8 protein-coding genes and 1 pseudogene are annotated in these 12930 nt (G+C 60.4%); 4 read left to right on the top strand and 5 right to left on the bottom strand.

Annotation, left to right across the window (positions count from 1 at the left end; all coding sequences use genetic code 11):
* Positions 1 to 423: 423 nt before the first annotated feature.
* Both AC0L2M_RS30060 and AC0L2M_RS30055 read right to left on the bottom strand, forming a co-directional pair.
* On the bottom strand, positions 424 to 603 hold the full coding sequence (locus AC0L2M_RS30060) for a hypothetical protein (RefSeq protein WP_473536682.1): 180 nt from the start codon (positions 601 to 603) through the stop codon (positions 424 to 426).
* Positions 594 to 1949 (bottom strand): aspartate aminotransferase family protein, encoded by a 1356-nt coding sequence (locus AC0L2M_RS30055; RefSeq protein WP_473536681.1) that lies wholly within the window; start codon positions 1947 to 1949, stop codon positions 594 to 596. Before AC0L2M_RS30055 ends, AC0L2M_RS30060 begins: the two co-directional genes overlap by 10 nt.
* A 1492-nt stretch (positions 1950 to 3441) precedes the next feature.
* Between AC0L2M_RS30055 and AC0L2M_RS30050 the strand changes: the two genes are divergently transcribed.
* Positions 3442 to 4917 carry an NAD-dependent succinate-semialdehyde dehydrogenase gene (locus tag AC0L2M_RS30050; protein ID WP_473536680.1) on the top strand — a complete coding sequence of 492 codons (1476 nt, stop codon included), beginning with the start codon at positions 3442 to 3444 and terminating at the stop codon, positions 4915 to 4917.
* A 417-nt stretch (positions 4918 to 5334) separates the two neighbouring features.
* Here the strand turns inward: AC0L2M_RS30050 and AC0L2M_RS30045 are convergent, their stop codons facing one another.
* Positions 5335 to 5541, bottom strand: coding sequence for a hypothetical protein (locus AC0L2M_RS30045; protein ID WP_473536679.1), 207 nt, complete (start codon positions 5539 to 5541; stop codon positions 5335 to 5337).
* Positions 5542 to 6225: 684 nt separating this feature from the next.
* Here AC0L2M_RS30045 and AC0L2M_RS30040 point away from each other — a divergent pair.
* Both AC0L2M_RS30040 and AC0L2M_RS30035 read left to right on the top strand, forming a co-directional pair.
* Positions 6226 to 6999 (top strand): HAD-IIA family hydrolase, encoded by a 774-nt coding sequence (locus AC0L2M_RS30040; protein ID WP_473536678.1) that lies wholly within the window; start codon positions 6226 to 6228, stop codon positions 6997 to 6999.
* Positions 7000 to 7340: 341 nt separating this feature from the next.
* On the top strand, positions 7341 to 7553 hold the full coding sequence (locus tag AC0L2M_RS30035) for an aminotransferase class V-fold PLP-dependent enzyme (RefSeq protein ID WP_473536677.1): 213 nt from the start codon (positions 7341 to 7343) through the stop codon (positions 7551 to 7553).
* A 745-nt stretch (positions 7554 to 8298) separates the two neighbouring features.
* On the opposite strand, the gene AC0L2M_RS30030 is transcribed toward AC0L2M_RS30035, so the two are convergent.
* Together AC0L2M_RS30030 and AC0L2M_RS30025 are read right to left on the bottom strand one after the other, a co-directional pair.
* The gene (locus AC0L2M_RS30030; RefSeq protein WP_473536676.1) at positions 8299 to 8814 is read right to left on the bottom strand and encodes a DUF2285 domain-containing protein; all 516 of its coding nucleotides are present in this window, start codon (positions 8812 to 8814) and stop codon (positions 8299 to 8301) included.
* A 115-nt stretch (positions 8815 to 8929) separates the two neighbouring features.
* A pseudogene (locus AC0L2M_RS30025) lies at positions 8930 to 9091 on the bottom strand (transcriptional regulator domain-containing protein); the annotation flags it as partial.
* Positions 9092 to 10334: 1243 nt separating this feature from the next.
* On the opposite strand from AC0L2M_RS30025, the gene AC0L2M_RS30020 reads away from it, so the two are divergent.
* Complete coding sequence (locus AC0L2M_RS30020) at positions 10335 to 12464, top strand: prolyl oligopeptidase family serine peptidase (RefSeq protein ID WP_473536674.1); 2130 nt, start codon at positions 10335 to 10337, stop codon at positions 12462 to 12464.
* Positions 12465 to 12930 lie beyond the last annotated feature (466 nt).

Genomic DNA, 12930 nt, shown 5'->3' with positions numbered 1-12930 from the left:
CATTCCTTTTTGCGCGAAGGATCGTCACCCGTATGGCCAAGACTCTGCTTCGCCGAAGGCCACGCAGGGGCTTGGCCTCTACAACGACGCGATGGAAGCCTTCTTGATGGCGCAGGTCCGGGCCATTGTGCAGGAAGCGGGCTCCCAGCAAAACAACTCACACTGGGTAGAAGGACTCGGAAACGCCGCAAACCAACCCTGCAAAATCTCAGAAAGCGGCAGGAATGCTGGAGGTTCGGTGAAAAACGAAAGCAAACCTCTTCACTGCAGTCAAACCGCGAAGCCGATGGGGCGTCTTTGCGCGCGGCCCTCGATTTGCGAGTGTGCACGGGCAGGCAAGCTGACACTACCGGTCGATCCCGGACCAGCCGCGCCAGGCGCTGCCATACTGCGCCAAGCGCAATTGGCAGCTAACGGTCGAAATTAATTTGTTGAACCGGGTGCGAGCGGCACCGATGACCGCCCTTTGAATTGCAGCGTGTTCTCGACATGGCAACGGTCGTCGGTGCGCCGTTCGACGTTATTGTCGTGCGTATCGGCGAAGCCGCCGACGCGAGGGCTGCCGCGAAGCTGCGCTTTCCACCATTGCTCGATCAGTCCCACGGAGATTGTTTCCAAGTTTCATGAACGGCATCCACCAGCGCTGCGGCTAGATCTTGGACATCGGTCTCGCTCATCGGAGTCGAGAGCGCGCCAGAGCAATTCGTCGTCAATAGAAAACTCCGTTCCAGCATTGCAAGGTGCACCTTTGCGAGCGCCGCCTTCTGCAACGCGCTCGGGAACGACGTCCGGTAGTTTCGGATCACTTCAGTCGTCAGGTGGAGCCGAAAGAGGGAGCTCGCGCCGGTAACGTGCGCGGGGAGTTCGCGCCTTCTGAGTTGCTCGATGATTTCATTACGAAGCGTTTCGCCCATCTGGTTAAGACGGGCCACGGCATCCTTTGTGTATGATTGCAGTGCCACCAGCCCAGCTGTCATGCTGAGCGGGTTTGCGCTGAACGTGCCGCCGTGGGACACGGCTGGCTTGCCCCTGGTGTGATCGAAGACCGCCATGTACGACGCAGGCCCCGCTACGGCTCCAACGGGCAAACCTCCGCCGATGATCTTGCCCAAAGCGACCAGATCCGGCTCAAAGCCGAAGATGTCATGGGCGCCACGGAAACCGACGCGGTAAGAAACGACCTCGTCAACCACAAGCAGGATGCCGTAGCGGTTACAGCAATCCTGGATGACCTCCCGCAAATCCGCCTCTATCGGAACCATGCCCACGCGGGGAGCAACTGGATCGAGAAGGATCGCGGCGAGGCGCTCATGGTGTGCACGGATGAGCTCTCTGCACGACTTGGCCTCGTTGTAAGGAAGGACAAGGACATCCGCGGCGGTGGAGGAGGGAGTTCCACTGGCATAGAGCACACTGTTAGGCGACGAATCCCCCCAGTTGTCTGGTGCAGAATCAAGGCTCACTTCCACATAGTCATAGGCGCCATGATATGCGCCCTCGAACTTGGCAATCATCGGGCGCCCTGTAATAGCGCGAGCGGCCTTGACAGCGAACATAACAGCCTCGGTGCCGGAGCTCGTAAAGCGGACCTGCTCAAGCTTCGGCGAACGCGTCGTGATTGCTTCCGCGAGCCTGGTCTCGCTTGTGGTCGGAAGCCCGAATGCGGTGCCGTCGTCCAGGACCTTGTGCAGCGCCTCGATCACCGGCGGAAAGGCATGGCCGTGAATGAGCGAGAAGGAGTTGTTTGCGCAGTCGAAGACCTTGCTGCCGTCCGCCTCAGTGATCCAGCTGCCCGCTCCTGCCACAGCATAGGGCGGGTGGGGAGCGAAGAACTGCGCAGCACGCATGCTGCCGCCGGGCGTGATCTTTAGCGCTCGTTGAAACTCCTCGCGAGATTTTGGCCCAACGACCTCTCCCCGGTTGTGGCCCAGCCCTGAAATGCGCTGCATGTCCGAACTCCTTGTCTACCTTTGTCGAGATGGCGAGGCTCTACGAAACTTTGATGCCATTTGGCGCTGGAGCGAGTTCTGATGGAGGTGCTTGCACCATCAACACGGATCGAGGATGCTGCCTACTTTCGTGGCGGAATCGCAGCTCGCCGGCACTCTCGGTGCCGCAACCATCACGCGAACCTGCGGCGTCGGCACGCCGGCATCGCGGGCTAGTCTCTTGGCGATGATCTTGTCGAGCGCTAGCCCATGCCGGGGCGGGCCGGATCCGGTGTACGGGATGCCCGCCGGGGCATGGCGGATACGTGGGTGAGACCACTTCTCGCCCTGAATACCGTACGCATGTTGAAGGCGATCCCCGAGGGCCGGGCCTGCGGATGGGCGGCATAAACCACACGAGCGAAGCGAGCAGTTCTTTATCGCCGTCGCACCCCGGCGTCTGGTGGCCGCCCTCTCGCAGCACCGCCGTCATGCTTTCGACCTCGCCGCGGTGGTCGACCTCCGGGCGCGGCTGTCCGAACCGATGATCATGCCGGTGTGACCATGGATCTATACGACGACTACTCGCATCATCTACTCCCTCGGTTTGCGCACCGTCACGTTCTGCGCGCAGTTGGTTGATCGAGAGGAACAATTCGTCTGGGCCCCCCGGCCGTTAACTGTCACGTGCAATTGACGTGCCACCGAGGAGCGCGATCAAAAGGAGAAAAGCACGCATTCGTGCCACGCGGGTGGGATGCCGGCGCGTCAGTTGTGTCGGGTTTCGAACCTAAGACGTCTTCAATCGGACACGGCCGGAAACAGGAACATCTCCTGGTCTTCAAGGATAGAGGCCGAGCTCGAGGCCACCAAGGAACATGGATCGGCGCCTATGCTATCTACAAACTGGATCCCTCCAGGTCGATTGCAGCCCCGCCCCTCCAATCGCAGCTCGAGAAGCTCGGCATCAACAACACTCAGCGCCGCGCATCCTGATCGATCGGTGATGCTCGATCAAGTCAGGGCAGCGGCGGAGCTGCTTCCGGCCGAGCCCGCAATTTATGGTCGTCGGCCTGACGCTTGGGGCAAGGATGAGCCCGGCAGCCCAGTTCGCCTTGCTTCTCCCTTTCTCGGGGAGATAAATTCGGTTCGGTGAGAAAGGCCGGCGGAGCTGTTTTCGCGGGCGTGCGAAGCACCTGCCGGGTCAGTCGACCGATCCGCCGAATCGTGGCTCGCCTTCTCCTCATGGGAGCCTCCCTTCCGATGGCAGAGATCGCAATCCGTTCAGGCCACATGAACTGGCTGCTCGGTCGGAAGCCGATGTCCATTGTTCAGGTTGTCACTTAATGAGAACCGCAAGCCATCGACCACGACAGTTCAAGAATTCTCCCTTTAAGTTGAGTGGAATGGTCTACCAGCCATCAGGCCGAGGCCCTATAAGCATCCCCGGACGCGGAATATACACCGACGCCTGCTGACATGCGTATCCGCAGTGTTTGAGAGGAATTCAGTATTGCCCCTTTGCCTGCCGATGGTCCGCCACCTGAAATCCGCGGACCTGTTTGGCGCCATTGATCGCCTGCCGGCGCTCGGCACGCCAGTTAGCGAGCGGACATTCGAGGTCCTCAACCCGTCGAGCGGCGAAGTGCTGGCAGTACTTCCCGACATGGGCGTGGAGGAGACACGCGCTGCGATCGAAAAGGCCTACGTAGCGCAGCCTGGATGGGCGGCTCTGACCGCCCGAGAACGTAGCGACGTTCTGTGGCGATGGCATGAGCTGATCATCGACCACGCCGGTGATCTTGCCGCCATACTCACTGCAGAGATGGGCAAGCCGTTTGCCGAAGCCAAGTCGGAGGTTTCGCATGCGGCCGCGTATCTGCAATGGTACGCCGAAGAAGCCAATCGCATCTATGGCGAGACGATCCCCGCACCCTCGACAGACCGTCGCATGCTGGTGATCAAGCAGCCGATCGGTGTGGTCGGCACGATTACGCCATGGAATTTCCCAGCGTCTATGGTGGCGCGCAAGATCTCGCCGGCCTTGGCGGCGGGCTGCGCGATCGTGCTCAAACCTGCTGAACAGACGCCGCTCGTGGCAGGCGCAATGTTCGCCCTCGCGCATCAAGCCGGCTTTCCAGACGGTGTCGTCAACCTGATCTATGCGTCCGAAGGTGCTGGCGTTGGACGCGAACTCTGCTCCAATCCCAAGATCCGCAAGATCAGCTTTACAGGCTCGACCGAGGTTGGCCGGCTGCTCATGCGCCAGTGCTCGGACCAGATCAAGAAGGTCAGCCTCGAGCTCGGCGGCAATGCCCCTTTCATTGTCTTTGATGACGCCGACATCGACGCTGCGGTTGACGGCGCGATCCAGGCGAAGTTCCGCAACGCCGGCCAGACTTGCGTTTCAGCGAACCGCCTTTACGTCCAATCGAGCGTTCACGATGAGTTCGTTGAGAAGTTCGTGGAGAAAGTCCGGTGCTTGTCGGTTGGCGACGGCTTCGCCCCCGGAGTGGACGTGGGACCGCTCATCGACTTGAATGCTTTGGCCAAGATCGAGTCCCACATCGCAGATGCCGTTGCCAAGGGTGGGACAATTCGATGCGGGGCCGAACGTATTGGCAAGGATGGCACCTTCTTCAAGCCCACAGTCCTCACTGAAATCTCCAGCATGATGGCGGTTGCGCAAGAGGAGACTTTCGGGCCGCTGGCGCCGATCATTCGCTTCCACGAGGCGGATCAGGTTGTGCGTGAGGCCAACGACACGATCTACGGCCTCGCCGCCTATTTCTATGCCTCGAACCTGAAGCGTGTCTGGCGCGTGGCCGAGGCATTGGAATATGGCATGGTTGGCATCAACACGGGGCGTATGTCTTCGGAAGCGGCGCCCTTTGGCGGGATGAAGCAGTCCGGCATCGGGCGGGAGGGTTCCCGCCACGGGCTCGAAGACTACCTCGAAATGAAATATCTCTGCATAGGCGGAATCTGATCTCTATGTGGATGGACACCTCCGGCTCAGAATGAACCAAAGGGATGATCGAGCGCTTTGGCGAATCTGCTTGCGGCTGGTTCGGGTCGTCTATCGCGACCCCGGCCTGCGCGCCTTAAGTGTGCATCTAGGCGCCCAGTACGTTGAACCGCCTCTGCGGCGACGAGCCAAGGCGCCGGTACCTGACGGTACGTTGCTCATCCTATCCAACCGCGGCAAGCATCTCATCTGTGCGGGGCGACAGCATCAAGAAGTACCCGGAGATCCACGCCGCCGACAGCTCACCTTATATGGATATCCTGATAGATTCGGCCGCAATCGCTCGTTTGGGCCTCATAAATGTTCCCTGGTAAACGACGTATAGCTTCTTCGGAACGGGCAGGTGCCGATCACAGTTCGGCGCCCCAATTGCCTCATTTAGTAATTTTGTCCGATCACGTTCAGATAGGGTTGAGGGGCATTTTCCGACCACGTTTTCGGCTCGCTGTCGTGAAATTCAAACACGGGATGAGCGCCCTTTCCGACGTGCTTGAATCGACGCTCGCCCTTGTCATAGCGCTGCCCTGTTGCCTTCCCTTCTTTGCAACGCCGGCCGCTGCCATTTTCTATCTTCACTCCTGCCAAGCATCAATACCCGGCCGCCGCTCCCAAAACGAAGTGTCTCGGGCTCTGCCTCAAAAAATGCCCTAAGTCGCAATACCTCCTCTTCTGTTGCCGCGCCCAAGCTCGGCGCCTAGCAGGCTTTTGAACGGGTCAGGCTCTTCGCGAAGGGACATCGCAGGCGCCCGACTGTTACCCTGACTTGGCGGAAACGCGAAAACAAATGAACGGGTAAACCACTCGCGGTCGGCGTCAATATTCGGTACTGAATCACACCTTGGGCGCGGGAGCGACTCTCGAAATCGTTCGATAGGCTGTCCGACCATTGAGAACTCCGCCAAGGCACCGGCGTGTTTGCGTCCGCGGCGCGAGACAATGCTGGATCACTGTGGTGCCGTCAATCACGATGGTTCTGCAGAGAAACGTCTCGCCAGGTGGTTCACGCGAACTAGAACGAGATCGTCCATCAGATGCGCTGACACAGCGAATGTCGTCAGCCCAACGATGCAGCGCGTCCGCACGGCGAGCGGATGACCCGACGGACACTTTTTACGCCGCAACCTCCTTATTGCCGCACAAGCAATTGAGCGCCCTTCGCGCATCGCTCTGAATCGCTACAGTCGCCGGTATTCCGGCCTGGAGAAGATACAGTGACACTAGACGTGCCCAGGCCGCGCATCCACGAGAGACATTGAGGGGTGAGATCCAATGATTATAGCGCATCTGCTCGACATGGACGGGGTCTTGGTCCGCGGCGGCCGACCGATTGCTGGCTCGGTTGACTATGTCGCCGGGCTAGTCGCCAAGGGTGAGCCGTTTCAGATCTTCACCAATAACTCGCGCTTCACGCCCGAAGATCATGCCGAGCGTCTAAGAGCGCTTGGCTTCGCCGTGCAGCCAGAGCACATCTACACGTCGGCGCTCGCCACTGCGCGGTTCGTGGAACTGCAAAAGCGCGGATCATCTGCTTATGTCATCGGCGACCACGGTCTGGTCGAGGCCCTGCGGCAGGCAGGCTGCCGGATAACGGAGTTTGCCCCCGAGTTCGTGGTCCTCGGAGACACCACTTCGTACCACTACGAGCAGATCGCAACTGGCGCCGAGCTTGTGGCGAAGGGCGCGCGCTTTCTCGCCACCAATCCGGATGCGACTGGCCCGACCGAGCGGGGCTCCCATCCGGCATGCGGTGCAGTCGCAGCACTAATCGAGAAGGCCACCGGCCGTCAGCCCTATTTCGTCGGGAAGCCGAACCCGTTCATGATGCGCAACGTGCTCGACCGGCTCGGAGTGCGAGCTGTCGATACCATCATGGTCGGTGACCGCATGGACACCGACGTGCTCGCCGGGCTGGAATCGGGGCTGAAGACAGCCCTTGTGCTTACTGGGGTCACGAAACTGGCTGACATAGAGCGGTTTCCATTCAGACCGGACCACGTGGTCGAGTGCCTTGCCGATCTGGGCCAGATCATCGTGAACCAATAAGCCGAGCGCACCACTACACGAAGACCAAAGGCTCCCTCTGCGTTCCGCATGGCGGCCGTCAACCTGGGCAATTATCGGCAGGAACAGCTGGCCGCATCCAGAAAAGAAGTGATAAGCATGACAACTTAGTCGAAAATATACCCATGTAGACCAATGCAGGCCGGTCTTGGCTTCTATGAAGCAAGAGTCTTCGACCGAAGAGTCTCGCGCGCCGAAGTAGGCTACGTCCAGCGAATGGGTCAGGTCGGATCGACCAGATGCGTTCGCTGCGACACTCACGCCCGACACCGCCTTCGTTTCTGTGATGGCTGCGAACCACGAGATGGGCGTCGTTCAACCCATTGGAGTTTAGACCGATATGCCGCCTCGCTCCGGAGGCGATCCTACACGTGGACGCCGCGCAGGTTGTTAGTCGTATACCCATAGGTCTGACAGACGAGTTCGTCGAAGTCGATCTGCTCTCCCTATCAGCGCATAAATTCCAGGGCCCGAAAGGCGTTGGCGCGTTATACATTAGGGAGGGGTTGCGCCTCGAACCGCTTTTTTTATGGTGAACAGGAGGACGGGCCACGGCGCGGGACGCTGAACAGCTAAGCAGCCGCCTGACTGGCCGTTGCCGCGGAACAGGCGGCTCGGCGGCTGAGTGTAGCGAGTGGCATCGAAGCGCTTCGAAACAACTTTGAACGGGAGTTGGCAATCCGCCACGACGATGAGGGATCAGCTATGAAGATGCTAAGTCTACGCTGCGAGTGAGCTTTTCCACATTTACTCCAAAGGCGGATCTCGAGTTGGCAATGGCCGAAATAGTCGCTGCTGTGAATACGGAGCCACAACGACCACGCTCGAAGTCTGACAAATCTTCAGCACCAGTTCGCATAGCCGGACGCGAAACATTGCGCCTCTGATTTGAAGTTCTGAACGCGAGTACGTCTGAACACGGATGCCCGGCAGGAGACTGAGCTCGCTGCCGGGCCGGGTACGCCTTGGGAGGTGGCGTAATTCAGCGCCTCTCGTGGTGCTGGGAACCACTTAGTCCGCGCGTTTTGCTCGCTAGCTTGCATGTACTGTGCCAAGGCAAAAAGCGTGTAAACACCCGAGAGTCGGCTTCCTCTACGTTGCGTACTCGACATTGTCGGCTGTCGGACAATACCGAATATGCCTCTCGGTTTGGACCGACGCCTGACCAGAGCGCACCCGCAAGGCCGTTCGCTGCCATGTCCGACCGGACGAACTGATGGTGACATGGTACGCTACCTGCGAACTGTTCGCCGGCTGACGCACAGGGCGGACTGTCACTTTTTAAAGAAGGAAATCTCTGTACCCTCCATTCATGAGGGCGCGGCCACGCGAGACGGCGCGGCGAATGCGGTCGCGCAGATGATCGCGAGGATCCCTCCAGTCGGCATGGACGCGCCGTTGACCAACCAGCGCTTCGGCGAGCTCACGATGTGACGCCCCAGCAAGTGAGCCGTCGAGCGCACGAAGAACGAAGGTCAAACGCGGACCGCGTCCTTCCGGCGGAAACAAGCGGGCGGGCAGGTGTTGACCCAGACTTAGAGCATTGAGGCACTCGAGCGCCCTCAGACGGGGCTTCGAAAGCATCGCGGGCCAGATCGCCTCGGTGCGGAGGCAAACAGGGCGCAAGATATCCGCGCCAGAGACGGCGAGCTGGAGCGTATGTTCCGCATTGCGAAGAAGAACATGCTGGCCCTTGTCGGGCGCCAGCAGGACCGTCGCGCGACATGGCAACGCCGAGAGCTCGAACGGCAATGTCGCCGAGGATGCGGACAGCTGTTCTGCAATGACCGGCAGCACATGGACGCACCAGAGCGGAGACCAGAATACGAGCGAATTTCGCCCATAAGACTCGGCGAAACAGGACACCCCAACGCGACAGGTCACCGGCCAACGCGACCACGTCGAGAAAGGGTTGGTTAGACAGAGTATGGGCCTGCTGGCGCGCAGCGATCAGATCAGGCTGGAATGCTGGGTTGCGGCGTAAGAACTCCCAGGCCCACTCGCGCGGCGTCAGACCAGCGGTGTAATCATATGATCTTTCATCGCGCCAATCAGCCTCGTCCGCGCCAGTCACGAGAACTGTAGGCACGGCTGTGCTCCCCTGCCCGCCCCCAGGGGGGTCGAAAGTTTATGCCACTTGGCAAAGCACCGGCGCCGAATGCCCCAGACCTCGATGGGGCCATGTCGTCCAAGCGTGTGCCATTGGCGCCGTCGAGGGTAGAAGGCGCGCGCAAATGGCCACCAGACCGTCGGACCCGCGCAGCGACAGCCAGTGCGGCCTGAGCACGCCAAGGATATCGGTTTCGTATCGGTGATCGGCTCATCCGTCCCGTTCAAGAGGTTCCTTGGAGACGTAGTGGCGTGGCGGTGGATTGCACGCTTCTTGTGGAAAAGTTGTCGTAACGCCGGCGCTATAAGCTCAGTCATGGAGGTCTCCTCGGGGGAATTTCCGCCATTGGAGGCCAAGTTCCGCGCTATGGCAGCCTGTATAGTTGTACAGGTTAAGCCGACAGCTCAGTGGACCGCAAAACGAACCGGCGAGGCGCGCAGATCGCTTTTTGCCGGTGCTCACGCCGAGCTTTCTTTGCGGACGGTATGGAGATCGAGCGCGCCGGGGCCCACTAGCGCCTGCTGCAGCTGATTCTTCCAAGCAGACTTGCCCCGCACTGCCCTGTTGCCGCGGCACACCAATGCGTAGCGTCAGGTAGACATCGTCGACCATTAGGCGTCTCGAGAGATACTACGCCGAGCCCGAGCTCCCCCAATCCTAAACCCTCATATCGGACGGCGGCCCGACATCAGCCCAGGTTGCCATAAGGACGAGTCCCATGCGTTCGCCCGAATGCAGCTTGGTGACTTGATCGACAGACTTCAAGAATGCAATCAAGGGAACGGTGCAGGCCAAGATTGCGGCAGGGCTTGGGCACCATCAGGTCGCCCAAGCGGCGCCCAGCCCTTTCCTCGAATCTCCGGTTTTTTCCGCTGGACCACAGCCCAGCCACTCCTGCTTGAGTGCTGCACGGTGTCACCGCTCGCGCCGGAGGTTGATCCGGTGATTACGGGGTATGCTCGTTGTCGCATTCGCGACGATGTCTGACATCTGACACAGCGCTGCCAGAGCGATCCCATCGTTCCGTAAGGATTTCCCAGTTGGCACGACGGTTGCGGTCCTATGCGCAAAAGCACTGCGACGCCGCACCGACTGGGAAGAACTCATCCATGATCACGCTTTTCGAACATGCGGGCGACGCCGCAAACATTGATCCTTCTCGAGCAGGCGAGAGCCATTGCGCCTTCATTCCTCAGGTCTTTCGCACATGAGCGAATTCGATTTCCGCCCAACGCTGAATGCGCCCGACGATGACCCTCATCTTTGGCTTGAAGATGTAGAAGGCGAACCGGCACTTGCGTGGACCGCCAGCCAGTCGGCAAAGACCCTGAAGCACTTCGCGGGAACGCAGTTCGAGCGCGACCGGGCGGCCCTGACAGCGATTTTCGACCGTCCTGACAAGATTCCCGCCATCTGGCGCCGTGGTCAGTACCTCTACAATTTCTGGCAAGATGCCGGAAATCCGCGCGGACAGTGGCGCCGGACCACCCTTGCCGCCTACATGAAGGCGGATCCCCAATGGGAGCTACTGGTCGATCTGGACGCCCTCGCGGCTAGCGACGGAGAAGACTGGGTCTGGGGCGGCGCGTCGATCGAGCCGGAGACGCGCGAAAGAGCCGTCTTGCGCCTGTCGCGCGGCGGCAGCGACGCGGTCGTGCATCGCGAATTCGACCTGAGCTCTCTGAGCTTCGTCGCCGACGGTTTCAATCTCCCCGAGGCCAAGGGTGACATTGATTGGCTCGACCCCAACACGCTTCTGCTTTCCAGTGCGCTTGGTCATGGCATGGCCACCCGCTCCGGTTACGCGCGCACCGTGCGACTGTGGAAGCGTGGCGCGGATCCCCTCACCGCGCCGGTAATCTTCGAGACCGGTTCCGAAACCCTGGGTGTGTCTGGCCATCTGGACCGTACCGCCGAGAGCGAGCGCGTGTGGTTCATCGAGCAGCTGGCCTGCTTCGAGAAGATAGTCCGCATTGGCGATGAAAGCGGGCCGAAGATTGAGATCGACCTTCCTAAGGACGCCTGGTGGGGTAACTTCGGCGATTGGCTGGCGGTAAAGCCGCGCACAGCATGGACGGTTGCCGGGACGACCTATCACGCCGACGCGCTGATCGGCATCTCGCTTTCCTCTTTCCTGGCCGGCGAACGCCGTTTCAGTACCCTGTTTGAATCGGACGAGAGGCGCTGTCTGCAGTCATTCTTCTGGAATGACGGGAAGCTCATTATCGCCTACCTGGCGAACCTCGTTCCGAGATTCGAGGTGTTCACGCCGGGCCCGCAGGAATGGACGCGCCGAGCCCTGGACACCGTTCCCGTGCAAGGGACTGTTCACCTCTGGTCACTCGATGCCGCAGACCACGAGACCAATGGGGAGGTTCTGGTCGGGGCTCATGATCCAATCACCCCGCCGCAGCTTTTCCTATTCGATCTCAATGCCGCGCCGCCTGTCAGCGCTTCAGTAATCCTGAAGCGCAGCCCGGAGAATTTCGACGCATCCGGCCTGGTGGTCACGCGCCACGAGGCAGTATCGATCGATGGTGAGATGATTCCCTATACACAGGTCGGTCCGGCGGATGGGAACGGGGATGCCCCGGTTCATCTCAGCGCCTATGGCGGGTTCGGCATATCGCTCCTGCCCTCCTACAACTCCTCGCTCGGCAAGCTGTGGCTCGAGCGCGGCGGCACGTGTGTGGTGGCGAACATCCGCGGGGGCGGCGAGTTCGGCACCCGGTGGCACGATGCCGGGCGGAGGGAGGGCAAGCGTCTCGCCCATGACGATTTCGCCGCCGTTGCCGCCGACCTCGTGCGAAGGGGCATTACGCTGCCGAGGCGGATTGCCGCCGAGGGCGGCTCAAATGGCGGCCTGCTGATCGCCAACATGCTTACCCGCTATCCTGAGCATTTCGGCGCGCTGTTCTGCACGGTTCCGCTTATCGATATGCGCCGCTACACCAAGCTCCTGGCGGGCGCGAGCTGGATCGACGAATATGGCGATCCCGACAAGGCTGACGATTGGGCTTTCCTGAAGGAAGTCTCCGCCTATCACGCCGCGACGCCCGGACAGCCCTATCCGCCTATCCTGCTCGCGACCACGAAGCGGGACGACCGCGTCCATCCGGGCCACGCGCGCAAGATGGCGGCAAAGCTGCAGGCCCTTGGCTATCCCGCGTACTTCTACGAGCCCGGCGCGGGCGGCCACGGCTACGGCAAGGACAATCGGGAGCGCGCTGCATTCATCAGTCTTGGCATCCACTTCCTTCGCAGCGCGATCGGCTGGCACGCCGATAGCTTTCATAGACGACCGGGAGCTCGAGAAAGGCGGGCGTCGAATGAGTGAGTAGAGGTCGAGGACTGCGACAAGGTGCAAATAATGCGAGCACGGTTTGCGCAAATGCGCCCCGCACGCTGTCGATATCAATCAATACTGCAGGACTATTGCAGTCTACCATTTCTGAAGAACAAGGAGAAATATCATGGCAACAAATCGAGTGAAGGTGGCGCGGGGAGTAACAGCGGCCGTCGTCTTGATGCTGCTGGCACAGCCGGCTATCGCGACTCCAAAAGCCCCCTGCGCCTCTCCGCCTCCCCCTCCGCCTCCCCCTTACCCGTGCCCGTCTACGACACCAATCTAAGAGCCAAGCTCTGGGCAGTTCCGCCTGCGCCGCCTCGGGGACATATTCGGGCTACGATAATACGATGCCTATCCCGCTTACTTCTACGGACCAGCGCAGGCGGGCACAGCTACGGCAAGGACAATCCGAGCGGGCCGCATTCATTGCCTTGGCGACAATTTCCTTGGCAGC

It is taken from the genome of Mesorhizobium sp. WSM4806 (assembly GCF_055811635.1).
Note: the sequence above shows the minus strand (reverse complement) of the source record. Positions and strands in the feature narration are given on the sequence as shown.